Origin of the sequence: Pseudomonas sp. SLBN-26, from assembly GCF_006715895.1 — a bacterium.
Lineage (GTDB): Bacteria > Pseudomonadota > Gammaproteobacteria > Pseudomonadales > Pseudomonadaceae > Metapseudomonas > Metapseudomonas otitidis.
In genome coordinates this window covers 1,066,436-1,090,845 of sequence record NZ_VFOB01000001.1, presented here as the reverse complement: position 1 = coordinate 1,090,845, position 24,410 = coordinate 1,066,436, and the positions used below count along the sequence as shown (strand labels likewise).

Sequence of the window (24,410 nt, the reverse complement as noted above, 5' to 3'; positions counted from 1 at the left end):
AGGACGAACCATGAGCGTCTTGAACTTCCCACGGCTCTACATGAACGGGCATTTCTTCTGGAACCCGCCCACGGCCAACAACAACGACGTCCTCCCGCTCTACGACGCCGTGAAGATGGACCTGAACTGGCCGTTCCTGTCGCACTACGGGATCCATCCCGAGAACGCCCGCACGAAACTCCTGCCCTGGATCATCAGTGCGCTGCCCTATGACCAGGTCCCGGACTACGTGCTGCAGGTGCCGGGCAACGGGAGCCCCAACGGCTACCCGATGATGCCGGCTGAATGGGACCTGTTCGGCGACAACGCCTGCGGTACCGTGGACTACAACGACATCCGCTCGCTGATCATCGGCGGCGAGCTGCAGGCCAACAGCTACATCGAGCAGGACCCCATCGTGGGCACGGGCTACCAGTTGCTGGGCAACCCTTTCGGCAGCGACAAGCCCACCCCGGCGCGCTTCGTCGACATCAGCCCCTGGCAGAACACCTTCACCGCGCTGTACTTCGACCGCCTGGTGCTGGGCGACGCCACCTGCGGGCTGACGGCCACCCGCGCCTACCGCATGCTCGACCGTTTCCTCAACTTCAACTGGGGGGCCGTGCAGGGCCTGAACACCGTCACCACCGCCTGGCAGACCTGCTTCCCCCGCGAGAACCTGCAGTGGCAACTGGGCGACTCGGCCCTGCTCAAGGCCCTGCAGCAACAGATGGAGGCGCAGAACGCCCAGGGGCTGATGTTCCGCTTCACCACCTACCTGACCTACTACGACCGTAACGGCATCTTCAACGACTACCCGCCAGTCAACACGCGCAGTAACAGCCTTAAAGCCCTTGAGGCGCTTCACGGCATCTACCAGGCCGGCCTCGACAACGTGGCCGACATTGTCCTCAACCCCGCCTACAGCCGCACGGCGGGCGTGCTGGGCCTGTGGTTCGCCGATGAGTACCCCACCGCCCCGGCCGGTCGCCGGCTGGGGCCGGCCACCAAGGTCCCCATCTTGGAGCCCATCCCAGGCAATCCCGGTGCCCCTCCGACGATCGCGCTGGGGGTGATCTCCGCCCAGGCCCAGGGCGACCTGCTGTCACTGGACCTGGGCACCGGTTTCCCCTTCGCCCCCCTGCCGAACAGCCAAAACACGGTACCGGAGTGCGAGAAGCTGCAACTGGGTGATTTCCAGGTCGGCATCCAGCAGAACGGCGAGTTCCAGCCCCTGGCCGACCTGACTTTCGCCCAGTACGCCCAGGCCGCCTTCGACAAGCGTGCAGGCCTGGTGGACCTGCCGGTGACGGATGCCGTGTCCAAGACCGAGGTCGGCACCCTGGCCCTGCAGACCCAGGGCAGCAGCCCGATGCTCGCCGCCCAGCAGCAGATGTGGACCGCCGAGGTGATCGAGAGCGGCACCTTCATCGACGTCGGGGACACCCGCACCCTGCAGATCATGGTGCAGTACGACGGCCTGCCCGCCCCAGCCGGAACCACCCTGTGGGTGGCGGAGTACAACAACCCCTTCATGCTGACCACCAGCAACTACTACCTGGCGTTCAGCAACGACATCGACTTCACCCTGATCAAGGACCACCCCACCCACCGCAAGGACAACAAACCGGGTATGCCGCAGTTTCTCGGTACCCAGGCACCGGGGGCCGTGATCAACGAGGGCAGTGGGCGCAGCCTGCGTGCCACTGACGATGCCCCGGAGGATGATTTCGTACCCATCCGCTACCAGACCTACCTGAAAACCCCGGCCGGTCTCAGCCTGGCACCCTGCCTGCAGTTCATCCCGTCCATCCCGCGTTCCGGCGTGCTGGATAACGGCGCCAGGGTGGACTACAGCCTCACCCAGATCACCACCGACGCGAACGGCATCGCCCAGGTGACGGTCAAGGCCATCGCCGCCGGCTTCCCGACCCTGCGCTTCTTCGTCCAGGACGGCCCCGGTGCGGCGCCTGCGGTGCCCTTCAGCTTCGATTACATGGAGGCTTACACCGACTTCCTCGCGCCCTTGCGGGTGCTGCCGGACGAGCCCGGGCTGATGGACGAGTTCGTCACGGCCTGGAACCAGGTGTGCAAGCAGACGGACGCACGGGTGCTGATCTGGGAGGGCTTCATCTACCCGCGCATCTTCGAGCCGTTCTATTACCTCTACCCGATCATGGACAAGTACATGCCGCTGAATTCCCTGCAGCGCATCGAGGGCGCCATCGACCAGTTGATCCGCCTGGTCAGCAAGCCCTACCAGGAGGAAAGCACCCTTGCCATGCCCATCACCCGCGACCTGCCGCAGAGCCGGCGTGCGGTGCTGGAACGCTGGGCCAACGAGCTGGTGAAGCTCAACTACCCGCCCCGGCCCCTGACCTGAACCGTCGTTGACCTGGAACCCGCAGGCGGGCCGGCACCGCTCGCCCGCCCTGCCGTTACGAAGGAGAGTCCCCATGAAGAAAACCCGACTGCTCGCCTGGCTGCTGCCCCTCGCACTGCTCGGCCAACCCGCCCTCGCCGCCGATGACGAAGGCGACGTGTTCTTCACCAACGGCGTGCACAACACCCTCGGCTGCGACGCCAGCAACGGCAACTGCATCGCCGAGCGCAAGCCCGGCGAGCCCAGCGACCCGTTCTTCCCTGCCACCTGGGTCAGTGACTGGACCATGTTCCGCGTCACCCAGAACTACGAGAAGAACCCGCCGCCCTACAGCAACCCGCCCAGCACCCTGAAACCGGCCGACTACACCGTCTCCAAGGGCACCAGCTACTACGACACCACCTACATCCCCGCCGATGGTGACGGCTACGGCGCGATGATGGAGCACTACGAGAAGTACTGCCTGCCGATCTTCCCGATCAAGGACAACAACTACACCTGCTCCTTCGTTTCCCTGGGCAACAAGGCCTACTTCCTCACCTACGAGGACCGGCCCAAGACCATGCCCGAGTGCTGCTCCTTCTCGCCGATGAACCACCCGGCGCGGCAGGACTTCGTCCAGCACCTGCCCTACAGCCCGACCCGCAGCCAGAACCTGGGCGGCAGCGTGCAGGCCTATGCGCTGGACGTGCAGTCGCCCCAGGGGCCGATCCTGTTCGGCTACGCCTTCTACAAGGACGCCACCCGCGCAGCACCGGGCCAGCCGCTGTTCCGCCACCCGCAATCGTTCTACTTCTCAGGGGACGCCAGCGTCGCCAACGCACCCATCGTCAGCCAGAACTACGTGAACTTCCGCATCGAGAAGCCCGACCCGGCCAAGACCTGGGACCAGGTGGCCAAGAAGTGCCCGGTCAACCCCGAGCCCTGCCAGCTGTTCAACCCGCCGGCGCCCCAGGCCAACGGGGCCAAGGCGCAGTGGAACCAGCTGAAATCCATGCAGCCCTGATCGGCAAGGAGCGCCCTCATGAACCCGACCTTCCGCTACGCCGGCTCCGCCCTGCTGCTGGCCAGTGCCCTCGCCTGCCAGGCACGCGAGCAGCCCCAGGCCGCCGTCACCGGCACCACCCCGGCCTGCCAGCCGCCCACCAGCGCGCCGGCCCCCACTGCCGCCCAGGCTGATTTCGACCGCTACAGCTGGCAGCTCTTCATCGCCCTCAACTGGCCGGTGCAGGCCGGCCAGCGCGGCCAGCCGGACTGCAGCCAGCCCCTTGGCTCACCCGGGCCCACCGTCTGGCAGAGCTACAAGGACGTGAACGAGATCTTCCTGCCCAACGGGCAGAACCCCGGGCCCTGGAACACCCCGATGAGCGCCCGCAGCCTGGGCCTCATCAACATCGCCGCGCTGAAGAACACCTCCGTGGTGCAGGCGGTGGACCAGGCCGTGGGCGGCTGGCTGATCGACCAGCGTGGCAACCCCACCTACTACGACATCGCCGCCAACGAGGTCTCGTACGACTACATCGTGCAGAACCATTTCTATGACCTGAGCGTGGTGAGCCAGGCGCGCAACATCGCCTTCCCCGCCCAGGCCACCGAGATCAAGGCCGCCTGGCGGGTGCTGACGCCCCAGGACAATGCCGCGCGCTACTTCACCACCCGCGCCCAGGTGGCGCAGTTCAACAGCCAGGGCGTCGCCACCGGCACCACGGTGGAAGCCACCCTGGGCCTGGTGGGGCTGCACATCATCGTCAAGGCACCGGGCTACCCGCAGTGGGTCTGGTCCACCTTCGAGCAGGTGGACAACGTGCCCGGTGGCAGCGGCAGCGCCAGTCCCTACAGCTACTACGACGCCAGCGCCCCGGCGAGCAGCGTCAACCAGTCGCCCTGCACCTGGCAGCAGCAGGGCAGCGACCTGATCTGCGTTCCCAAGCCCGGCACCACCTTCCAGACCCCCGACCCGCTGACCCGCGTCACTCCCATCGCCAGCGACACGGCGGAGGTCAACGCCCAGTACCAGCAAAACGTGCAGCAGAGCGTGCTGCGCTACTACCAGCTGGTCACCACCCAGCGCCCGCTGATGCCGGACAACCCGGGCAACCCGCTGGGCCAGCCGACCCCGGCGCTGTCCGCCAACGTCACCATGGAGAGCTACATCCAGCCCAACAGCAGCTGCATGAACTGCCACTCCATGGCCACGGCGAAGAACAGCCCCTACAAGTCCGACTACTCCTACCTGTTCAAATTCGCCAAGGCGCCCGCCTCGGCCGCTCTCAACAAGGACGAGGAATGACCCCATGAGCATCCTGAACGGACCCCGACTGAACTTCTGGGGCGGCATCCGCACCGACGTGAGCCTGCCCAACAACTCGCCGACCATTCCCATGGGCACCGACGACTCGCAGACCCTCGACCTGTTCGACATCCCCAACTCCCAGGTGGCCACCCAGGCCCAGGGCTACAGCGACGACGAACTGAACAACCTGATGAATGCTCCCAGCGGGAACTACTACACCGCCGGGGGCTGGAACCATTACGGCCAGCATGTGGTGGACATGCAGAACGTGCTGATCAGCTCCCAGGGCACCCCCGGCGCCATCAGCACCACCGGTGACCTGGTGGGCCAGCCGGTGTACCTGCTCGGCTCGGTGGACCCGGTGACCGGCCAGGCTCCGGTATCCGGCCCGATGATGGTGGACCTGGATCCAACCGGCTCGATCTCCACCCAGATCTACATCGGCGGCCTGCAGATCGGCGGTACCACCGACCCGCAACTGGTGATCCATGCCAATGTGGTGGCCAGCAGCTTCGACCTGGCCAAGCGGATTCTGAAACGTATCGAGGATGCGCCGGGCTCCTGCGTCATCAGCGGCACCTTCCAGGTCACCTTCCCGCTGAGCGCCATCGTCAGCTGGAACCAGAACAGCGCGGCCCTCAAGAGCCTGATCGAAGCCCCCGGCGCTACCGGCCTGGTGCTGCGCTTCGTGATGTTCGAAATGTGCCCGGGCATGACCAGCACCCAACTGGACGCGGACTATGCCGCCGGCCGCTACACGCCGAACCCGAGCATCGGCCGGGTCATCGGCACGCTGGCCCCGGCGTTCGCCGGTGAACCGCAGATCTGCCCGGCCGGCCGCTCGCTGTTCAACGCCGACACCGGCGCGGCGGGCTATGCCCAGGTGGTGCCCGCCAGCGCGCCAGGCCATTGCGGCTGGCTGAGCCTTGACATGGTCAACCTGATTCCCAAGGCGACCTTCCGCGCAGACCGCACCGACATCACCAGCCCCATCGGGCCCAACATCGACTATGGTCCGGTCACCATCACCGCCGGGGGGCAGCCACTGGCCACCCTCCCCGCCGACTCCGCGCTGCTGCAGCAGTACTACGTCTACGGCGGCCTGGTGGACATCCCCCTCACCCAGCCTGCCTGCGAGCTGGCCCGCGTCACCGCCCTGGGCATGCACGCGCCGAACATGGTCGCGGGCACCCAGTTGACCGTCACCGAAACCCCGCTACGCATCTACAGCGACCAGCGCAACCTGTACATGGACGACTACCCCGGCGGCCTGAATCTCACCCTGCAGGTGCGCTACCTCGGCGGGCCGCTGCCGCTGGCCAATTCGATCAGCTTGAGCGCAGGGCCGGCTGGCATCCTCGGCGATCCCTCGAACTGGGACCTGTTGCAGTACCCCGAAACGCCGGTGAAGATCGAGCCCGGGCAGACCGAGGTGGTGGTGGCCCTCTCACGCAAGAAAGACACCTCGGGGAACGCCGGCTACACCTCTCTGACCTACAGCCTCGGCACCTCAAGCGGATTCACCAACTTCCGCTTCTATTCCCAAAGCACCTTCGGCATTCCCGCCGGCAGCACCGTCACCTGGGACCAGGTCTACCCCGCAGTGCTGCGCTTCCACTACCTGGCCTTCCCGGCCATGTCCCGCTTCATCCCGCTGAACCAGCAGGACGCGATCTGGAATGCGCGCCAGGCGATCCTCGCGCGCACCGACGACGCCTACAAAGGCACCACGCTGTACATGCCGGTGGTGCGTTCCATGTCGCCGTGCCAGCGGGCGCTGCTCAAGGCCTACCTCACCAGCAGCCCCTGGCAACCCCCGGCAGCCTGAGGAGCAGCAGCCATGACCATCCATATCCCCTTCAACCCCCGCGACGCCGTGCGCAGCGGCACGGTGATCGCGGAAGGCCTGCTCAACCCCCGGGGCCTGTGCCTGGAGCCCGACGGCAGCCTGCTGCTGGTGGAGGCCGGCTCCGGGCACGCCGACCAGCCCCTAAGCGGGCGCATCAGCCGCTTGCGCCCGGCGCCGGGCCTCTCCGGCCACTACCAGGCGCCGGAGGTGATCGCCGAAGGCTTCCGCTCCATGAACATGCAGGTGCGCATGCTGCGGGACGAAATCATGGGGCTGTCCGACGTGTGCTGCGCCGGTGGGCGCTACCTGGCCAGCCTCACCGACTACGTGGACGGCTCGCGCATCCTCGACCTCGGCCAATCGCCCCCGGCCACGCTGTTCCGCAGCCGGGGCAACCTCAACGCCCTGTGCTACCACCCGGGGCGCCGCAGCTGGCTGTCGGTCAAACCGGATACCAATCAGGTGGTGGAGTTCGTCGAGGGCTATGACGAGCGGGTGCTGGTCCAGTTGCCGGACCTTTCACAAGGCCAGGAAGCGGTGCCGGTGACCCTGGTGCACGAGCCGGCCACCGGTGCGCTACTGGTGACGCTGTTCTCCGGTGAGTTGCGCCGAGACCCGGCGCTGCGCGGCGTGGAGTTCGCCGACCACGCCGGGCAGGTGATCCGCGTCTGGCCCGAAGACGGCCGCATCGAGACGGTGGTGTTCGGCTTGCAGCTGCCTACCGGCCTGGCACTGACGAAGGACGGCAACCTGCTGGTCCTGGAGCTGTGCCAGCGCCTGCTGCAACCGCTGACCCCGGATTGGGCCGGCGCCGCCTGGCACGGCGGGTTCGAGCGCTTCAGCGGGCGCCTGCTGCACTGCGACCTGGGCCGTGGCACGGTCGCGGTGCTGGCCGAAGGGCTGGATACGCCGTCCAACCTCTGCCTGCTGCCCGATGCGGTGCTGGTCAGCGAAGGCATGGGGCTCAGCGGTCGACCGTTGCCGACGCCGGGGGCGGGCACCGCCCCGCTGGACGGCCGCATCCGCCGCATTCCCCTGACCGGACTGGGCTGATCAGCGCGCCGTGGCCAGGTCCCGGACGATCTCGTCGGCCAGTTCGGCGGCGACCTCGTCCAGGTTGCGGTCCAGTGCCCGGCGCTCCAGCAGGAACTTGGCTGCTGCCACCTGGGGATTGCGTGACACCAGTGCACCCGGCAGGCGCCCGGAACGGTCCTGGGCGGCCAGCTGGCGCAGTTCGCCGGCAGCCAGGTCGCTGATCCACACCTGGGCCTCGACGCTGCTGGCACCCGCGCCGAACCCCACCGCCGTGCGCACCAGGCGCCGGCCGCCCTGGCTGGCGACCTGGCCCTGGATCAGCCAGCCACTCTGCGGCAGGGGCTGGCGCTCATCCAGACGCGACACCTGCACCTGCCGTGCGCCAAGGGCCTGCTGCAACGCGGCGCCCAACTGGGCTGCGCGCTCGCGCTGCTGGGCATCGCCTGGGTCTTGCGCGACGAAGTCGGTGAGGTAGAGCGCCGGCTCCGCCGCGAACGTGGCGACGGGCAACAGCAGGACAGCGGCAAGCAGGATCGAGCGCATGAAGGAACCCTGTAGGAACTGGGGGAAGCAGCCTGGACCAGGGCCAGGCGCCCTGTCGAGGGCGACCCGGCGAAGCGCGGCACGAGCGGAATGAACGGCATTATCCGGTTGCGGGCTCGCCGGGCACGTCACGCTGGCGGCTGCAGGAGCGCCCAGCCGTCTTGGCCTCGTAGAGGGCCGCATCCGCCGCCTTGAGCAGGTCGGCCGGAGACAGGTGCGGGTGCGACGTCGGTTCTGCTGGCACGAAACTGGCGACGCCGATGGAGACAGAAACCTGGCCCTTGTCGCTTTCGGCATGGGGAATGCCCAGCCGAGCCACCTCATGGTGGATGTGCTCGGCAACTTCCCAGGCCCCATCCGGCCCGGTGTCCGGCAACAGCAGGGCGAACTCCTCGCCGCCGTAGCGAGCCACCACATCGATTGCGCGCTTGGCACAGCGACGCAGGGCCGCCGACACCAACACCAGGCACTGGTCGCCCTGGATGTGGCCGTAGGTGTCGTTGTAGCGCTTGAAGAAGTCGATATCGAGCAACACCAGGGACACCGCGCTGCCGCTGCGGCTGGCGCGGACGCACTCGCGCTCCAGGGCGGCATCGAGGGTGCGGCGGTTGGACAGCCCGGTGAGGCCGTCGGTCTGGGCCAGCACGTTGAGGCGGTCGAGGGCCTGCTTGAGCCGGAGGTGGGTGCGCACCCGGGCGGCGACGATGGCCGGGCGGATGGGCTTGGCGATGAAGTCCACCGCGCCCAGGGCCAGGCCGGCCTCCTCCATGTCGCCTTCAGTGTGGCTGGTGATGAAGATCACCGGGATGGCCTCCAGCACCGGGTCCTTCTTCAGCGCCTCGCAGACCTGGAAGCCGCTCATGCCGGGCATCTCCGAGTCGAGGATGACCAGGTCCGGGAAGCTCTCCCGGGCAATGCGCAGCCCCTCCTCCCCGGAGGTGGCGAAGCGGATCTGGCCCAGGCCGTTCAGGGCCTTGCTCAGGGCGCGGATGGCCAGGGTGTCGTCATCCACCAGCAGGATGATGGCGTCATGCATTCTCGCTTCCCTCGTCGTCAATCAGTCCATGGACCGCCAGGACGTCCAGTGCCTGGTCGAATTGCAGGTCGTCCACCGCCTTCCAGGCCGCGTCCGCCAATGCCTGGCCGCCTTTTGCCAGCAGGGCCGCCACGGCGTCGGGAAAGGTGTCGATGGCCGCCATGTCACGGCCCTGCAGCTGGCTGACCAGCCGCTGCAAGGCCTGCTCGGCCTCGCCGGCGTCCTGCGGTCCGGAGACCGGGGTACCCAGCTGTGTCTCCAGATAAGGTGCGGCGGCCGCGCGCAGGGCCACCAGGGCTTCGGACACCTGCTGCAGGGCCAGGCGTTGCTCGGCGCTGCCGGCCGGCCTGCGGATGCTCGACTCGCCATCGCCGCAGGCCCGGTGCAGCGCCATGGCCCCCAGCAGGCCGGCGGAGCCGCGCAGCTTGTGCAGTTTGCCGGCCAGGGCCGCCGCATCACGGCTGAGCAGTTGCTGGGCGAGTTGGGTGTCCTCGAGGTCGGCAAATTCGTTGAACAGCTTGTTCAGCGACCCGAGGAAGAGGTCGATGTCGTTTCCCAGCCGGTTCGCCGCCTCCCGGGCGTCGATGCCGGGGATCACCGGCCAGGCCTGCTCGTCTTTCTGCTCCAGGCGTGCGGAGAGGTTGCGCACGGGCAGCGGTTCCAGGCGGAACTGCTCGATCAGCCGACGCAGGGTGCGGATCAGCGAGGCCGGCTCCAGGGGCTTGGAAAGGAACTCGTTCATGCCGGCCGCCTCGGCCTGGCGGCGCTCCTCGGCCAGGGCACCGGCGGTCAGGGCGATCACCGGCAGGCGGGTCAGGCCGAGCTTCCCGCGCAGGGTGCGGGTGGCTTCATAGCCATCCATTTCCGGCATCTGCACGTCCATCAGCACCGCGTCGTAGTGATCCGGCGCCTGTTCGAGGCGTTGCACCGCCTCGCGCCCGTTCATGGCGGTGTCCACCTCGGCGCCCTGCTGGCCGAGCAACAGGCTGGCCACTTCGAGGTTGATCTCGCTGTCGTCCACCAGCAGCAGGCGGGTGCCCTCCAGCCAGCGGGTGGAACGGGTATCCAGGTCGGTGCCGAGCATCACCTTCTCGGTGTTGCCCACGTGGCGGACCACTGCCGAGTTGACGGCATTGAACAGGCTGGAACTGTCCACCGGCTTGCGCAGGGCCTGGTCCACCAGTCCGCCACTCGCCCGCACATAGCCGTCGAGCTCGTGGGCCGAGACCAGCAGGCTGCTGGGCAGGCGGGTCGGGGCGAGAATACGTGCGCTCTCTTCCAGCACGGCCACGCCGTCGAGCCCTGGCATCTGCCAGTCCACCAGCAGCACGTCGGGCAGCTGGAAGCCGTGCTGCACCCGCTCGCGCAGCAGGTCCAGCAGGGCTTCGCCGCTGTCCAGCATGCGCACCCGCCAGCCGAGCCCACGGCAATGGCGCGCCAGTTGCTGACGGTCGGCTGCGCTGTCGTCCACCACCACCACTTCCAGGCTGCGTGCGGTGGCGGTGGAGTCCAGATCGGTCTGGGCGATTTCCAGTGGAATCTCCACCCAGAACTCGCTGCCCTGCCCCAGTATGCTGCGCACCCCGGCGCTGCCGCCCATCTGCTCGGCCAGGCCACGCACCACCGACAACCCCAGCCCGGTGCCGCCGAAGCGACGGGTGGTGGAGGCATCGGCCTGGGTGAAGGGCGAGAACAGTTGGTCCACCACGTCGGCGGCGATGCCGCAGCCGGTGTCGACGACCGTGAGGGTCACCCGGACCTGTTCGGCATCGACCTCCCGGCAGGCGACACGAACGGTGATCTGCCCGGTAGCGGTGAACTTCAGCGCGTTGCCCACCAGGTTCATGAGGATCTGGTTGATCCGCAGGGAGTCCCCCAGCACCTGCGCCGGCAGTTCGTCGAGGCCCTCCAGGGTGAAGCCCAGGCCCTTGGCCTCGGCCTGGGGCGAGAACAGCTCGCCCAGCTCCTGCAGCACCTGGCGGAGGCTGAAGGGGCGGCTTTCCAGGCGCATCTCGCCGGCCTCGATCTTGGCGATGTCGAGGATGTCGTTGATGATCCCCAGCAGCGAACGCCCGGCGATCTCCAGCTTGCCCAGCAGGTTGCGCTGCTCCTCGTTGAGCGGGGTGTTCTGCAGCAGGTGGGCGACGCCGATCACGGCGTTCATCGGGGTGCGGATCTCGTGGCTCATGTTGGCCAGGAACAGGCTCTTGGCCGCGTTGGCGCGTTCGGCTGCCACCGTGGCGGCACGCAGCTCCTCGCTGGAGCGCCGCCGCTCGGTGATGTCCTGGGCGATGCTCAGGTAGCCGATGGCTTCGCCGCCGGTGGTGCGGATGGCGGTCATAACCATGGACACCGGCACCGCGCTGCCATCCTGGCGGATGTAGGTCCACTCACGGGTTTCCGCGCCCTGGCTGTCGGCTTTCAGGCACAGCACCTCCAGCCCCTGAACCCTGCGCCCGGCTTCGGCGCTGAGTTCTTCGCCGCGCCGGTTGATCTCGCCCTGCTCGTGGAGCGAGAGGATCGACAGCAGGCCCACCGCGTCGTCGGCCCGGTAGCCCAGCAGGCGCTCGGCGCCCCGGTTGAAGATCGCCACCTGGCCGTGGGTGTCGGTGGCGATGATGGACACCTCCGAGGAGGCGTTGAGCACGCCCTGCAGCAGGCCGGCAAGCCGTGACAGCTCGGCGGTGCGCTGGCTCACCTCCAGTTCGAGCTTGGCGTTGAATTCGCGCAGGTAGTTCTCGGCGCGCAGGCGGTCGCTGATGTCGTGCATCAGCTTGGCGGCGGCGAGGATCTTGCCGTCCGGCTCGCGGATCAGGCTGCAGGTGATGGCCACGTCGATCAGGTGGCCCTGCTTGTGCCGACGCTGGGTCTCCAGGGTCGAACCCAGCTCGCCCCGCGAGACCCGTTCGAGCAGCTCTTCGTCCTCCCAGAAGCGTTCGGGGGGCACCAGCAGTGGCGCCAGGGGGCGGCCGATGACCTCATCGGCGCGGTAGCCGAACATCTGCTCGGCGGCAGGGTTCCAGGTGACGATGGTGCCATCCAGGGCCTCGCCGATGATGGCATCCCGGGAGTTCTCGATGATGGTGGCCAGGCGCGCCTGTTGCGCGGAGATGGTCCTCTGCCGCTGCCGCGACACCAGCAGGGCACCGGTCATGCCGGTGAGCAACAGGCTGGCCAGGGTGCCGATGCCGAACACGCGCTCCGGGCTGGGCAACTCCAGGCGCTGGATGTAGTTGGCGTGGGGGGTGATCTCGAAGCGCCAGGTGCGCCCGTAGACCTCGCGCTGGAAGCTGGCGCTGGCAACCCCGTCGTCCACATGGTCGGGCGAGGAGTCGTAGATGAGGTGGTTGGTGTTGCTGTCCACCACGTCGTAGAGGGCCAGGTGCAGGTCGCTGGCCGGGTAGGTCATCGAGCGCATCACTTCCTGCATGGACAGGGGCGCATAGGCCCAGCCCAGGGTGTTGCGCTGGCGCTCTTCGACGGTGGGCGGCGTATCCGGCGTGGCGTAGACCGGCAGCAGCAGGAGAAAGGCGCGCGAGGGCTCGACCGACTCCTGCACCAGGGTGATGGGCGCGGTAAGGGTCGGCTGGCCGGTGTTCATCGCCGTGACGGCGGCAAGGCGACGGCGGGTCTCGGAGGCGATGTCGAGGCCGAAAGCGGCCTGGTTGCGCTGGGCAGGGTCTACGAACTCGATCACGTAGCGCTCGCCGGCGTGGGTGGCGAATTGGCGAATGCTGAAGTCCGGCATGCCGTCCGCCCGGGTCCGACGGAGAAACGCAGCTTCATCCTCGGGCGCGACGCGGCGTATGAAGCCGAAGCCCCGGGCTCCGGGAAACTCCTTCTCGATGTCGCGGACACGGCCGAAGCGCGCCAGCAGATCACGGGTGACGTTGGGCAACTGCAGCATGTAGATCGCGCCACGGATGCTGCGCAGGCGGTAGGTGTAGATGTCCAACCGGCCGATCAGCTCGTGCTCGATCAGCTTGCCGTCGTTGAGCAGTATCTGGTGGATGAAGCTCTGGTTGCGATTGGCCTGGTGCTGGCTGACCAGCAGGCTGGCGAGCAGCCCGGCACCCAGCACCACCAGCATCCATGCCACCACGATCACGGCCTGCCTTCTGATCATCCTTCGTTCCCGGCGTCTGTCCCGAACAGCCGGGGCAAGACGTCTTGACGCCCCGGCGGCTGCTTTTCGACAGCGTAGACGCTGGTCGGGTGTTTGCAGGCCGAATGCCGGCACAGGCACGCCGTGTGGAGTCGTCACCGTCCGAGAAAGCGTCGCTTCACGTCAAAACGGATGCCCGGGGTCTTCCTACACTGGTGCCGCTCCGTTTCCCACGCGGCCTGGCAGTCGGGATGCGGTGGATCGGACGAAACCACGACGAACAGGAGAACACCCATGAAGGGTTGCTTCGGATGGCTGCTGGCCCTTGCCCTGAGCCTGGGCACGGCGCTGGCGGATGTGAAGGTGCAGAACGACTTCGACTACATGGGCCCGGCGATGCAGCGCTGGGTGGATGGCAACGGCAAGACCCTGCATTACCTGGACGAAGGCCCGCGCAACGGTATCCCGGTGGTACTGGTCAGCGGGCACGGCACCAGTGGTCGGGCCCTGGCGCTGACCGACTTCCTGCGCAGCCTGCGGCAATCCCTGGGGCTGCGCTTCATCGCCCTGGAGCGCAACGGCTTCGGCGAAACCGCCTTCGACCCCAGCGGCGACTACGCCAGCTACGCCGCCGAGGTGGAGGCGCTGCTGGGCCATCTGGGCGTGCAGCGTTTCTCCCTGGTGGCGATTTCCGGCGGTGGGCCCTACAGCGCGGCCATCGCCTCGCGCCTGCCGACACGCCTGCGCTCGGTGCACCTGGCGGCGGCCATCTCGCAGAACGCGGGGGTGGCGGCACCCTCCCCGTCCTGTGCGCTCAGTGACCAGCAGATCATCGACAACTACCTGGCCGCCCGTTACGACGTGCCCTCGGTGTGGTGGGACCTGGGGCCGAACACCGCAGTGAACCGGGTGCCGGGCTTCCTCGACGAGGCCGCCGACGAAGGCGCGCGCTTCTTCTATGGCAAGGGCTCGACCGGTTTCGACCTGCAACCCCTGGTGCACGAGCTGAAGCTCTACTGCAGCCAGCCGGTGGCGGACGTCTCGGCGGTGGCCGCGCCGGTGTTCATCTACCACGGCGAGGCCGACACCACGGTGGTGCCGGCACACGCCGCGTTCTGGCGCAGCCACTACGCCAACGTCGTGGCCACCCGCCTGTACCCCGGCGAGGGTCACGACGTGCAGTACCGCCACTGGGGGCAGATCCTCGCGGACCTGGCCTACGGCGGGCGGCGCACGCTGTTGTGCTGGCGCGGGCAGTCGCGCCTGGTGGAAACCCGCGAGGCCGGCCCGTTGCTCAAGCGCGGCGCCACCCTGGACATCTGCGCCTGGCAACGCACCGGCCCTTGAGGGCGCGGCCTACTGCGTCGGCGCCGGTATCCAGCGGATGGTGCCGCCGCAGCTGGTGAAGCACTGGTCGTAGTCGTCGGCGCAGGAGCTGAAGGCGCTGTAGCCGCCGCCGTAGCTGCCATAGCCACCGTAGGTGCCGGGGTAAGCGCAGTCCTTGCGGGCCTGGCGCTTGTCCTTGCCCGCCACGCAGTAGTGGTAGGCGTCCATGCGGGCTTCCTGCAGGCGCCGCTTGCTGTCGTCCAGGTAGCCGCATTGCTGCTTCTGCATGCGGCACTGGGCGACGCAGGCCTGGGCGTAGCCATCCTTGGGGAGGTCGTATTGGTAGCGGCCGGAGGGGCCGCAGGCCGAAAGCAGGACGAGCGCAGCCGCCGCGCCTGCCAGGGACAGGAGTCGTTTCAAGGGGATTCACCGGGGTTGGGGTGGGGCCGGATCAGTCGTCCGGCTGGTACTCGAGGATGTCGCCAGGCTGGCAGTTGAGGGTCCGGCAGATGCGATCGAGGGTTTCCAGGCGAATGCCCTTCACCTTGCCGTTCTTCAGAAGGGAAAGGTTCTGCTCGGTGATGCCGATGATTTCAGCGAGTTCCTTGGAGCGAACCTTGTTCTGCGCCAGGACCACGTCCAGCCTGATGATGATGCTCATGGTGCCGTTATACGAACGCCTTGACTTCCTCGTTGAGCGAGCGGGCTTCATTCATCATGAAACCGAACGAGCAGACGAAGACCGCCTTGAGGAGTTCGGACATGGATTCGGTATTGAAACCGACGGAAACCGCCAGGAGACCCTCCCCCGGGGGAAGGCCGAGCGATAGTACTAGACCGGTCAGGGTGTAGAGAACTGGTTGCAGCACAAGACCGAGGATCGACAGCCCGCCGATGGTCATCAGCAGCCGCGCATTACGGGTGGACCACAGCTCGCGGCGCGACAGCCGCAGGAAGAACAGCCCGGTCAGCAGCAGGCCCAGGCTGGAGATCAGCACCGGCACATAGTCCAGCGCCACCAGCAGCACCAGGTTCAGCGTAGGGAGCTGGTAGTCCTCCGCCAGCAGCAGCGGGATGCTCTCGCCCCAGAATTCCAGGTAGCCGGTACTGATCAGGCCGCTGTGCCACATGGCGGTGTTGATGATGATGTCGCTCAGGGCCATGACACAGGCCAGGCCGGCGGTGGCCAGCCCGGCCCACTTGAGGCGCTTGAAGGAAGACAGCAAGGGAAGGTGTTGCATAGGGAAACCGTCCTGGGTTCAATTGCATTTCGGATTAATAAATTATCGTCTCGCGATAACTTTTTAAAAAGTAATGCAAAAAAAGCGGATCGATCAACCCTAAAATTCAGGCGCATTCATTCGTTGAGGTTCGGCGGCATGCCCACCCGGACGGGGACGCTCCCATGGGTGCCCACGGCACGTGCGCGAATGTCGCACCCCGGTTGAGGCCCGCCGATCCGAGCGAACGCCTGGGCACGATGGGTTTTGTTCTATAAAAAAGAATGCAACCATGCATTTTCTTAAAAACCCCGCTTCCTTTTCCTAAAACACCCCATTCCATGACCGACCTTCTCCCATGATGACCCTCCGCCAGATCCGTCATTTCATTGCCGTGGCCGAAAGCGGCTCGATTTCCGCTGCAGCCCAGGCGGTGTTCATTTCCCAGTCCACCCTGACCCTGGCCATCCAGCAGCTGGAGGACGAGATCGGCGTGCGGCTGTTCGACCGCCATGCCAAAGGCATGACCCTCACCCACCAGGGCCACCAGTTCCTGCGCCAGGCGCACCTGATCCTGGCGACGGTGGAGAACGCCAAGCGCAGCCTGCAGCAGAGCACCGACCAGGTGTCCGGGCGCCTCACCATCGGCGTCACCAGCCTGGTGGCCGGCTACTACCTGGCGGACCTGATCAACCGCTTCCAGCGGGCCTACCCCAACGTGCAGACCCGCGTGGTGGAGGATGAACGCCCCTACATCGAACACCTGCTGGTGAGCGGCGAGATCGACGTCGGCGTGCTCATCCTCTCCAACCTGGAGGACCGCCACGCCCTGCAGACCGAGGTGCTGACCCATTCCCCGCACCGCCTCTGGCTGCCGGCCCAGCACCCGCTGCTGGAGCGCGACAGCATCAGCCTGGCGGATGTCGCCGGGCAGCCGCTGATCCAGCTCAACGCTGACGAAATGGGCCTGCACACCCAGCGCATCTGGTCCCGCGCCGGGCTCACGCCCCAGGTAACCCTGCGCACCGCCTCGGTGGAGGCCGTGCGCAGCCTGGTGGCCGCCGGGCTCGGCCTGTCGATCCAGCCGGACATGACCTACCGCCCCTGGTCACTGGAGGGCGACATCATCGAAGCCCGCCCCCTGGTGGACCTCAGCGAGCCCCTGGACGTGGGCCTGGCCTGGCGCCGGGGCACCACCCGACCGCCGATGGTGGACCCCTTCCTCACCGTCGCCCGGGAGCATCCGAACACCAAGCGGCCTTCGATTTAATCGAACGCGCCTTTCGTTATTTAGAATTTGTCGACCCCAAGCCCGGGCTCTAGTCTCTGTCGCTATACCAGAAGGTCAGCGCCCGGCCCGTCCACGGAGCCCCGCATGCCCGATAACAAGACCGATAAAAGAAGAACCACGAAGATGACCGGCCCGACCTTGCACACCGCGCTTCTGATCGATGGCCAGCTGGTCACCGGCGAAGGCATGGCCGAAGCCATCATCAACCCCGCCACCGGCGAAACCCTGGTGAGCATCGCCGATGCCTCCCAGGACCAGGTCGAACAGGCCATCGCCGCCGCCCACCGCGCCTTCCCCGCCTGGTCCCGCACCACCCCCGCCCACCGCGCCCGTGCCCTCCTGGCCATCGCCGATGCCATCGAACACAAGGCCGAGCAACTGGCCCAGCTGGAATCGCTGAACTGCGGCAAGCCCCTGCACCTGGCCCGCCAGGACGACCTGCCGGCCACCGCCGACGTGTTCCGCTTCTTCGCCGGCGCCGTGCGCTGCCAGCAGGGCCAGCTCACCGGCGAATACGTCGCCGGGCACACCAGCATGGTGCGCCGCGACCCGGTGGGCGTGGTCGCCTCCATCGCGCCCTGGAACTACCCGCTGATGATGGCCGCGTGGAAGATCGCCCCCGCCCTGGCCGCCGGCAACACCCTGGTGTTCAAGCCCTCCGAGCACACCCCGCTGAGCGTGCTGGCCCTGGCCCCGCTGCTGGTGGACCTGCTGCCGGCCGGCGTGCTCAACATCGTCTGCGGCGGCGGCGAGAGCGTCGGCAGCCACCTGGTCAGCCACCCCAAGGTGCGCATGGTTTCCCTCACCGGCGACATCGTCACCGGGCAGAAGATCCTCCAGGCCGCCTCCCGCACCCTCAAGCGCACCCACCTGGAGCTGGGCGGCAAGGCCCCGGTCATCGTCTGCAACGACGCCGACCTGGCCGCCGTGGTCCAGGGCGTACGCACCCACGGCTACTACAACGCCGGGCAGGACTGCACCGCCGCCTGCCGCATCTACGCCCAGGCCGGCATCCACGACCGCCTGGTGGCCGAACTGGGCGACGCCGTAGCGAGCATCCGCTTCGCCCGCAAGCGCGACGCCGACAACGAGATCAGCCCGCTGATCAGCGCCCGCCAGCGCGACCGCGTCGCCAGCTTCGTCGAACGCGCCCTCGGCCAGCCCCACATCGAACGCGTCACCGGCGCCGCCGTGCACTCCGGCCCCGGCTTCTACTACCAGCCCACCCTGCTGGCCGGCTGCAAGCAGCAGGACGAGATCGTCCAGCGCGAAGTCTTCGGCCCGGTGGTCACCGTCACCCGTTTCGAGCACCTGGAACAGGCCGTGGACTGGGCCAACGACTCCGAATACGGCCTGGCCTCCTCGGTGTGGACGCAGAACCTCGACCGCGCCTTCCAGATCGCCAACCGGCTGCAGTACGGCTGCACCTGGATCAACACCCATTTCATGCTGGCCAGCGAGATGCCCCACGGCGGGCTGAAGCGCTCCGGCTACGGCAAGGACCTGTCCAGCGACTCGCTGCAGGACTACAGCGTGGTGCGCCACATCATGGCCTGCCACGGCCAGCTACAGGACTGAACGAACGCCGGCGGCACGCTGCCGGCGCACAACAAGACACCCCGGCGGACCGCTCATCCCGGCCGCACGCGGGACGCTGCACCCCATTGAAGCTGCCCTACCAAAAGAGACAACAACGAGGGAGACACCAATGCGCCAGATCACCCTGCTCAGCGCCATCACCACCGGCCTGCTCGCCAGTGCCAGCCTCCAGGCCGCCGACGCCATCACCGCCGTGGGAGCCGGCGAAGGCCGCCTCGACATCGTCGCCTGGCCCGGCTACATCGAACGCGGCCAGTCCGACAAGAACTACGACTGGGTCAGCCAGTTCGAGAAGGACACCGGCTGCCAGGTCAACGTGAAGACCGCCGCCACCTCCGACGAGATGGTCAGCCTCATGGCCAAGGGCGGCTACGACCTGGTCACCGCCTCCGGCGACGCCTCGCTGCGCCTGATCTACGGCAAGCGCGTGCAGCCCATCGACCCCAACCTGATCCCCAACTGGAAGAACATCGACCCGCGCCTGAAGGACGCGCCCTGGTACACCGTCGCCGGCAAGACCTACGGCACCCCCTACCAGTGGGGCCCGAACCTGCTGATGTACAACGCCCAGGCCTTCACCAAGGCCCCGGACAGCTGGTCCGTGGTGTTCGAAGCGCAGAACCTGCCCGACGGCAAGCCCAACAAGGGCCGCGTACAGGCCTATGACGGCCCGATCTACATCGCCGACGCCGCCCTCTACCTCAAGGCCACCCAGCCCGCCCTGGGCATCACCGACCCCTATCAGCTCGACGAGAAGCAGTACGCCGCCGTGCTCGACCTGCTGCGCAAGCAGCACGACCTGATCCACCGCTACTGGCACGACACCACCGTGCAGATGAGCGACTTCAAGAACGAAGGCGTGGTCGCCTCCAGCGCCTGGCCGTACCAGGCCAACGCCCTGAAGACCGAAGGCCAGCCCATCGCCACCGTGTTCCCCAAGGAAGGCGTCACCGGCTGGGCCGACACCACCATGCTGCACGCCGAGGCCCAGCACCCGAACTGCGCCTACAAGTGGATGAACTGGTCCCTGGAGCCCAAGGTCCAGGGCGACGTCGCCGCCTGGTTCGGCTCCGTGCCCGCCGCGCCGGAAGGCTGCAAGGCCAGCGCCCTGCTGGGTGCCGAAGGCTGCAGCACCAACGGCTACGACCAGTTCGACAAGATCGCCTTCTGGAAGACCCCGCAGGCTGAGGGCGGCAAGTTCGTCCCCTATAGTCGCTGGACCCAGGACTACATCGCGATCATGGGCGGCCGCTGACCCGGCTGCGCGACCCGAGGGCGTCGTTGCGTCCTCGCTCGACGCTCGCCTACCACACGGTATGTCTCGCGTCTCGCTGCGGGGCGCCTAGCCCTCGGGCCGCTCGCTCGGCCCAGCCCGGTGTCCCGCACCCTCCCCTCGCCGCTGGCGAGGGGCTCTTACGCCACACCTGCACCCTTTTCGCTTTACCGGAGCACGCACCATGACCACTCCCGCCGTTCAATTCACCCAGGTCTCCCGCCAGTTTGGCGAGGTCAAGGCTGTCGACCGGGTTTCCATCGATATCCAGGACGGGGAGTTCTTTTCCATGCTCGGCCCATCCGGCTCGGGCAAGACCACCTGCCTGCGCCTGATCGCCGGTTTCGAGCAGCCCAGCGCGGGTTCCATCCGCATCCACGGTGAGGAGGCCGCCGGCCTGCCGCCCTACCTGCGGGACGTCAACACCGTCTTCCAGGACTACGCCCTGTTCCCGCACATGAGCGTGCTGGAGAACGTCGCCTACGGCCTCAAGGTCAAGGGCGTGGCCAAGTCCGAGCGCCTGGCCCGTGCCGAAGAGGCACTGGGCATGGTGGCCCTGGGCGGCTACGGCGGCCGCAAGCCGGTGCAACTGTCCGGCGGCCAGCGCCAGCGCGTGGCCCTGGCCCGTGCCCTGGTCAACCGCCCCCGCGTGCTGCTGCTGGACGAACCCCTCGGCGCCCTCGACCTCAAGCTGCGCGAGCAGATGCAGAGCGAGCTGAAGAAGCTCCAGCGCCAGCTGGGCATCACCTTCATCTTCGTCACCCACGACCAGAGCGAAGCGCTGTCCATGTCCGACCGCGTGGCCGTGTTCAACAAGGGCCGCATCGAGCAGGTGGACACCCCGCGCAACCTCTACATGAGGCCGGCCACCCCCTTCGTCGCCGAGTTCGTCGGCACCTCCAACGTCCTGCGCGACGACCTGGCCCGCCAGCTCACCGGCAACCCGCAGCCCTTCTCCATCCGCCCCGAGCACATCCGCTTCGCCCAGGGCGCCTGCGCCAGCGGCGAGGTGGAGCTGAGCGGCCTGCTGCACGACATCCAGTACCAGGGCGCCGCCACCCGCTACGAGATCCGCCTGGACAACGGCCAGAACCTCTGCGTCAGCCAGGCCAACGACCAATGGCAAGCCATCGACCTCGCCCACCAGAGCGGCCAGCGCGTCACCCTGCGCTGGGCCCGCGAGGCGATGGTTCTGCTGAACGAGGGCGCCTGAGATGGAACTGACACTCAACGCCGCCCGCGCGCAGGCCCCCAAGGGGCCGATGCGGCGCCTGTCCAACCTGCTCTACCGCAAGCCGACGCTGTACCTCTCGCTGCTGCTGGTGCCGCCGCTGCTGTGGTTCGGCGCGGTCTACCTCGGCTCGCTGCTGACGCTGCTGTGGCAGGGCTTCTACACCTTCGATGACTTCACCATGGCGGTCTCCACCGACCTGACCCTGGCGAACTTCCAGGCCCTGTTCCAGGCCGCCAACTTCGACATCATCCAGCGCACCCTGGTGATGGCCGTGGCGGTCTCGGTGGCCAGTGCCGCCCTGGCCTTCCCCATCGCCTACTACATGGCGCGCTACACCACCGGCAAGACCAAGGCGTTCTTCTACATCGCCGTGATGATGCCGATGTGGGCCAGCTACATCGTCAAGGCCTACGCCTGGACCCTGCTGCTGGCCAAGGGCGGCGTCGCCATGTGGTTCGTCCAGCACCTGGGCCTGGAGCCGTTGCTGAACCTGCTGCTGGCGACCCCCGGCGTGGGCGGCAACACCCTGTCCACCTCCAACTTCGGGCGCTTCCTGGTGTTCGTCTACATCTGGCTGCCGTTCATGATCCTGCCGATCCAGGCCTCCCTGGAGCGCCTGCCGCCATCGCTGCTGCAAGCCTCGGCCGACCTCGGCGCGCACCCGCGGCAGACCTTCATGCAGGTGATCCTGCCGCTGTCGGTGCCCGGCATCGCCGCCGGCTCGATCTTCACCTTCAGCCTCACCCTGGGCGACTTCATCGTGCCGCAGCTGGTGGGCCCGCCCGGCTACTTCATCGGCAGCATGGTCTACGCCCAGCAGGGCGCCATCGGCAACATGCCCATGGCCGCCGCGTTCACCCTGGTGCCCATCGTGCTGATCGCCGTGTACCTGTCCATCGTCAAACGCCTGGGGGCCTTCGATGCACTCTGACAACGCTTCCTGGAGCCTCAAGGCTGCCGCCTGGGGCGGGCTGGTGTTCCTGCACTTCCCGATCCTCATCATCTTCCTGTACGCCTTCAACACCGAAGACGCCGCGTTCAGCTTCCCGCCCCAGGGCTTCACCCTGCACTGGTTCAGCGTCGCCTTCGAGCGCCAGGACGTGATCGAATCCATCGTCCTGTCGCTCAAGGTCGCCAGCATCGCCACGCTCATCGCCATGGTGCTCGGCACCCTGGCCGCGGCCGCGCTGTACCGCCGGGAGTTCTTCGGCAAGGAAGGCATCTCGCTGATGCTGATCCTGCCCATCGCCCTGCCCGGCATCATCACCGGCATCGCGCTGCTGGCGGCGTTCAAGGCCCTGGGCATCGAGCCCGGCCTGATGACCATCGTCATCGGCCACGCCACCTTCTGCGTGGTGATCGTCTACAACAACGTCATCGCCCGCTTCCGCCGCACCTCCAACAGCCTCATCGAGGCCTCCATGGACCTGGGCGCCGACGGCTGGCAGACCTTCCGCTACGTGATCCTGCCGAACCTCGGCTCGGCCCTGCTGGCCGGCGGCATGCTCGCCTTCGCCCTGTCCTTCGACGAGATCATCGTCACCACCTTCACCGCCGGCCACGAGCGCACCCTGCCGATCTGGCTGCTCAACCAGCTCAGCCGCCCGCGTGACGTCCCCGTCACCAACGTGGTGGCCATGCTGGTGATGCTGGTGACCATGCTGCCGATCCTCGGCGCCTACTACCTGACCAAAGGGGGCGAAGGCGTGGCCGGCAGCGGCAAATAGCCGCTCGCCCCCAGCCCGAACCCCAGCCGAACGACGACGTTCCCCGTTCAAGAACAAGAGGACTTCAACGATGCAAACCAAGCTCCTGATCAATGGCCAACTGGTCGCTGGCGAAGGCGAGAAGCTCGCCGTCCTGAACCCCTCCCTGGGCAGCACCCTGGTGGAAATCGCCGAAGCCACCCCGGCCCAGGTCGACGCCGCCGTACGCGCCGCCGATGCCGCCTTCGACGGCTGGTCGCAGACCGCACCGAAGGACCGTTCCCTGCTGCTGCTCAAGCTCGCCGATGCCATCGACGCCCATGCCGAAGAGCTGGCGCGCCTGGAATCGCAGAACTGCGGCAAGCCCTTCAGCGCCGCACTGAACGACGAACTGCCGGCCGTGGCCGACGTGTTCCGCTTCTTCGCCGGTGCCAGCCGCTGCCTGCAGGGCTCCGCCGCCGGTGAGTACCTGCCGGGCCACACCTCGATGATCCGCCGCGACCCGGTGGGCGTGGTCGCCTCCATCGCCCCCTGGAACTACCCGCTGATGATGGCCGCCTGGAAACTCGGCCCGGCCCTGGCCGCCGGCAACACCGTGGTCCTCAAGCCCTCCGAGCAGACCCCGCTGACCGCCCTGCGCCTGGGCGAGCTGATCGCCTCGATCTTCCCAGCCGGCGTGGTCAACCTGGTGGTGGGCCGTGGCCCCAGCGTCGGCGAGCCGCTGACCACCCACCCCAAGGTGCGCATGGTCTCCCTCACCGGCTCGGTCGCCACCGGCAGCCGCATCATCGCCGGCACCGCCGACACCGTTAAGCGCATGCACATGGAACTGGGCGGCAAGGCCCCGGTGATCATCTTCGACGACGCCGACATCGACGCCGCCGTGGAAGGCATCCGCACCTTCGGCTTCTACAACGCCGGCCAGGACTGCACCGCCGCCTGCCGCATCTACGCCCAGAAAGGCATCTACGAGAAGTTCGTCGAGAAGCTCGGCGCCGCCGTCGCCAGCATCCGCTACGGCGAGCAGGACGACCCGCAGACCGAACTCGGCCCGCTGATCACCGAACAGCATCTGGCCCGCGTCGAAGGCTTCGTCGAACGCGCCCGCCAGCAGAGCCACATTCGCGTGGTCACCGGCGGCAAGCGTGCCGACCGTCCCGGCTTCTTCTTCGAGCCCACCGTGCTGGCCGATGCCCGCCAGGACGACGAAGTGGTGCGCCGCGAGATCTTCGGCCCGGTGGTTTCCGTCACCGCCTTCGACGACGAAGCCCAGGCGCTGGCGTGGGCCAACGACTCCGACTACGGCCTGGCCTCCTCCGTGTGGACCGCCGACGTCGGCCGCGCCCACCGCCTTGCCGCCCGCCTGCAGTACGGCTGCACCTGGGTCAACACCCACTTCATGCTGGTCAGCGAAATGCCCCACGGCGGCGTGAAGCTGTCGGGCTACGGGAAGGACATGTCGATGTACGGACTAGAAGACTACACCGCCATCCGCCACGTCATGTTCAAACACTGACCCTGAGCGCCGCTCGCTGGCC

The 24,410-nt window shown here is 67.4% G+C and carries 19 protein-coding genes; 13 read left to right on the top strand and 6 right to left on the bottom strand.

The window, feature by feature from the left end; all coding sequences use genetic code 11:
- The first annotated feature begins 10 nt into the window (after positions 1 to 10).
- The 5 genes from FBY21_RS04955 to FBY21_RS04935 all read left to right on the top strand — a co-directional run bounded on the left by FBY21_RS04955 (position 11) and on the right by FBY21_RS04935 (position 7,557).
- Positions 11 to 2,362 (top strand): hypothetical protein, encoded by a 2,352-nt coding sequence (locus FBY21_RS04955; protein ID WP_142009103.1) that lies wholly within the window; start codon positions 11 to 13, stop codon positions 2,360 to 2,362.
- A gap of 73 nt (positions 2,363 to 2,435) precedes the next feature.
- On the top strand, positions 2,436 to 3,368 hold the full coding sequence (locus tag FBY21_RS04950) for a hypothetical protein (RefSeq protein WP_142009101.1): 933 nt from the start codon (positions 2,436 to 2,438) through the stop codon (positions 3,366 to 3,368).
- An 18-nt stretch (positions 3,369 to 3,386) separates the two neighbouring features.
- Positions 3,387 to 4,652 carry a hypothetical protein gene (locus FBY21_RS04945; RefSeq protein WP_142009099.1) on the top strand — a complete coding sequence of 422 codons (1,266 nt, stop codon included), beginning with the start codon at positions 3,387 to 3,389 and terminating at the stop codon, positions 4,650 to 4,652.
- A 4-nt stretch (positions 4,653 to 4,656) separates the two neighbouring features.
- Entirely contained in the window at positions 4,657 to 6,483 is a 1,827-nt protein-coding gene (locus FBY21_RS04940; protein WP_142009097.1) for a hypothetical protein, read from the top strand.
- Between the two features lie 12 nt (positions 6,484 to 6,495).
- Positions 6,496 to 7,557 carry a hypothetical protein gene (locus FBY21_RS04935; RefSeq protein WP_142009095.1) on the top strand — a complete coding sequence of 354 codons (1,062 nt, stop codon included), beginning with the start codon at positions 6,496 to 6,498 and terminating at the stop codon, positions 7,555 to 7,557.
- On the opposite strand, the gene FBY21_RS04930 is transcribed toward FBY21_RS04935, so the two are convergent.
- From FBY21_RS04930 to FBY21_RS04920, 3 genes are all read right to left on the bottom strand, one after another.
- Positions 7,558 to 8,082, bottom strand: coding sequence for a DUF4410 domain-containing protein (locus tag FBY21_RS04930; RefSeq protein WP_160158564.1), 525 nt, complete (start codon positions 8,080 to 8,082; stop codon positions 7,558 to 7,560). It abuts the gene before it with no gap.
- A 100-nt stretch (positions 8,083 to 8,182) separates the two neighbouring features.
- Positions 8,183 to 9,118, bottom strand: coding sequence for a diguanylate cyclase (locus FBY21_RS04925; RefSeq protein WP_142009090.1), 936 nt, complete (start codon positions 9,116 to 9,118; stop codon positions 8,183 to 8,185).
- Positions 9,111 to 13,244 carry a CHASE domain-containing protein gene (locus FBY21_RS04920; protein ID WP_253543642.1) on the bottom strand — a complete coding sequence of 1,378 codons (4,134 nt, stop codon included), beginning with the start codon at positions 13,242 to 13,244 and terminating at the stop codon, positions 9,111 to 9,113. The genes FBY21_RS04925 and FBY21_RS04920 overlap by 8 nt, the downstream gene beginning before the upstream one ends.
- A 273-nt stretch (positions 13,245 to 13,517) precedes the next feature.
- Here FBY21_RS04920 and FBY21_RS04915 point away from each other — a divergent pair, with 273 nt between their 5' ends.
- Entirely contained in the window at positions 13,518 to 14,570 is a 1,053-nt protein-coding gene (locus FBY21_RS04915) for an alpha/beta fold hydrolase (protein WP_142009088.1), read from the top strand.
- Positions 14,571 to 14,579: 9 nt separating this feature from the next.
- Here the strand turns inward: FBY21_RS04915 and FBY21_RS04910 are convergent, their stop codons facing one another.
- From FBY21_RS04910 to FBY21_RS04900, 3 genes are read right to left on the bottom strand one after another with little or no spacing between them, the layout of a single operon-like run.
- Positions 14,580 to 14,969: a hypothetical protein gene (locus FBY21_RS04910; RefSeq protein ID WP_074971703.1), complete on the bottom strand. Its 390-nt coding sequence runs from the start codon at positions 14,967 to 14,969 to the stop codon at positions 14,580 to 14,582.
- A gap of 31 nt (positions 14,970 to 15,000) precedes the next feature.
- The gene (locus FBY21_RS04905; RefSeq protein WP_044402756.1) at positions 15,001 to 15,210 is read right to left on the bottom strand and encodes a helix-turn-helix domain-containing protein; all 210 of its coding nucleotides are present in this window, start codon (positions 15,208 to 15,210) and stop codon (positions 15,001 to 15,003) included.
- A gap of 7 nt (positions 15,211 to 15,217) precedes the next feature.
- Complete coding sequence (locus FBY21_RS04900) at positions 15,218 to 15,790, bottom strand: hypothetical protein (protein WP_044402753.1); 573 nt, start codon at positions 15,788 to 15,790, stop codon at positions 15,218 to 15,220.
- A 337-nt stretch (positions 15,791 to 16,127) separates the two neighbouring features.
- Between FBY21_RS04900 and FBY21_RS04895 the strand changes: the two genes are divergently transcribed.
- The 7 genes from FBY21_RS04895 to FBY21_RS04865 all read left to right on the top strand — a co-directional run bounded on the left by FBY21_RS04895 (position 16,128) and on the right by FBY21_RS04865 (position 24,388).
- Positions 16,128 to 17,039 (top strand): LysR family transcriptional regulator, encoded by a 912-nt coding sequence (locus FBY21_RS04895; RefSeq protein ID WP_044402750.1) that lies wholly within the window; start codon positions 16,128 to 16,130, stop codon positions 17,037 to 17,039.
- A gap of 144 nt (positions 17,040 to 17,183) precedes the next feature.
- Positions 17,184 to 18,638: a gamma-aminobutyraldehyde dehydrogenase gene (locus FBY21_RS04890; RefSeq protein ID WP_044402747.1), complete on the top strand. Its 1,455-nt coding sequence runs from the start codon at positions 17,184 to 17,186 to the stop codon at positions 18,636 to 18,638.
- Between the two features lie 130 nt (positions 18,639 to 18,768).
- The gene (ydcS, locus tag FBY21_RS04885; RefSeq protein ID WP_142009086.1) at positions 18,769 to 19,914 is read left to right on the top strand and encodes a putative ABC transporter substrate-binding protein YdcS; all 1,146 of its coding nucleotides are present in this window, start codon (positions 18,769 to 18,771) and stop codon (positions 19,912 to 19,914) included.
- A gap of 202 nt (positions 19,915 to 20,116) precedes the next feature.
- Positions 20,117 to 21,145 carry an ABC transporter ATP-binding protein gene (locus FBY21_RS04880; RefSeq protein WP_142009083.1) on the top strand — a complete coding sequence of 343 codons (1,029 nt, stop codon included), beginning with the start codon at positions 20,117 to 20,119 and terminating at the stop codon, positions 21,143 to 21,145.
- A gap of 1 nt (position 21,146) precedes the next feature.
- Entirely contained in the window at positions 21,147 to 22,097 is a 951-nt protein-coding gene (locus tag FBY21_RS04875) for an ABC transporter permease (RefSeq protein WP_044402738.1), read from the top strand.
- On the top strand, positions 22,087 to 22,893 hold the full coding sequence (locus FBY21_RS04870; RefSeq protein WP_074971706.1) for an ABC transporter permease: 807 nt from the start codon (positions 22,087 to 22,089) through the stop codon (positions 22,891 to 22,893). The genes FBY21_RS04875 and FBY21_RS04870 overlap by 11 nt, the downstream gene beginning before the upstream one ends.
- Before the next feature lie 70 nt (positions 22,894 to 22,963).
- Positions 22,964 to 24,388, top strand: coding sequence for a gamma-aminobutyraldehyde dehydrogenase (locus tag FBY21_RS04865; RefSeq protein WP_107331468.1), 1,425 nt, complete (start codon positions 22,964 to 22,966; stop codon positions 24,386 to 24,388).
- Positions 24,389 to 24,410: the final 22 nt, after the last annotated feature.

What these genes read in the sequence shown, in the direction of transcription:
- FBY21_RS04875 (WP_044402738.1), top strand. Translation starts at nt 21,147, where the DNA reads ATGGAACTGACACTCAACGCCGCCCGCGCGCAGGCCCCCAAGGGGCCG.
- FBY21_RS04895 (WP_044402750.1), top strand. Translation starts at nt 16,128, where the DNA reads ATGATGACCCTCCGCCAGATCCGTCATTTCATTGCCGTGGCCGAAAGC.
- FBY21_RS04880 (WP_142009083.1), top strand. Translation starts at nt 20,117, where the DNA reads ATGACCACTCCCGCCGTTCAATTCACCCAGGTCTCCCGCCAGTTTGGC.
- FBY21_RS04870 (WP_074971706.1), top strand. Translation starts at nt 22,087, where the DNA reads ATGCACTCTGACAACGCTTCCTGGAGCCTCAAGGCTGCCGCCTGGGGC.
- FBY21_RS04905 (WP_044402756.1), bottom strand. Translation starts at nt 15,210, where the DNA reads ATGAGCATCATCATCAGGCTGGACGTGGTCCTGGCGCAGAACAAGGTT.
- FBY21_RS04940 (WP_142009097.1), top strand. Translation starts at nt 4,657, where the DNA reads ATGAGCATCCTGAACGGACCCCGACTGAACTTCTGGGGCGGCATCCGC.
- FBY21_RS04865 (WP_107331468.1), top strand. Translation starts at nt 22,964, where the DNA reads ATGCAAACCAAGCTCCTGATCAATGGCCAACTGGTCGCTGGCGAAGGC.
- FBY21_RS04915 (WP_142009088.1), top strand. Translation starts at nt 13,518, where the DNA reads ATGAAGGGTTGCTTCGGATGGCTGCTGGCCCTTGCCCTGAGCCTGGGC.
- FBY21_RS04930 (WP_160158564.1), bottom strand. Translation starts at nt 8,082, where the DNA reads ATGCGCTCGATCCTGCTTGCCGCTGTCCTGCTGTTGCCCGTCGCCACG.
- FBY21_RS04890 (WP_044402747.1), top strand. Translation starts at nt 17,184, where the DNA reads ATGACCGGCCCGACCTTGCACACCGCGCTTCTGATCGATGGCCAGCTG.
- ydcS (WP_142009086.1), top strand. Translation starts at nt 18,769, where the DNA reads ATGCGCCAGATCACCCTGCTCAGCGCCATCACCACCGGCCTGCTCGCC.
- FBY21_RS04935 (WP_142009095.1), top strand. Translation starts at nt 6,496, where the DNA reads ATGACCATCCATATCCCCTTCAACCCCCGCGACGCCGTGCGCAGCGGC.
- FBY21_RS04945 (WP_142009099.1), top strand. Translation starts at nt 3,387, where the DNA reads ATGAACCCGACCTTCCGCTACGCCGGCTCCGCCCTGCTGCTGGCCAGT.
- FBY21_RS04900 (WP_044402753.1), bottom strand. Translation starts at nt 15,790, where the DNA reads ATGCAACACCTTCCCTTGCTGTCTTCCTTCAAGCGCCTCAAGTGGGCC.
- FBY21_RS04920 (WP_253543642.1), bottom strand. Translation starts at nt 13,244, where the DNA reads ATGATCAGAAGGCAGGCCGTGATCGTGGTGGCATGGATGCTGGTGGTG.
- FBY21_RS04925 (WP_142009090.1), bottom strand. Translation starts at nt 9,118, where the DNA reads ATGCATGACGCCATCATCCTGCTGGTGGATGACGACACCCTGGCCATC.
- FBY21_RS04955 (WP_142009103.1), top strand. Translation starts at nt 11, where the DNA reads ATGAGCGTCTTGAACTTCCCACGGCTCTACATGAACGGGCATTTCTTC.
- FBY21_RS04950 (WP_142009101.1), top strand. Translation starts at nt 2,436, where the DNA reads ATGAAGAAAACCCGACTGCTCGCCTGGCTGCTGCCCCTCGCACTGCTC.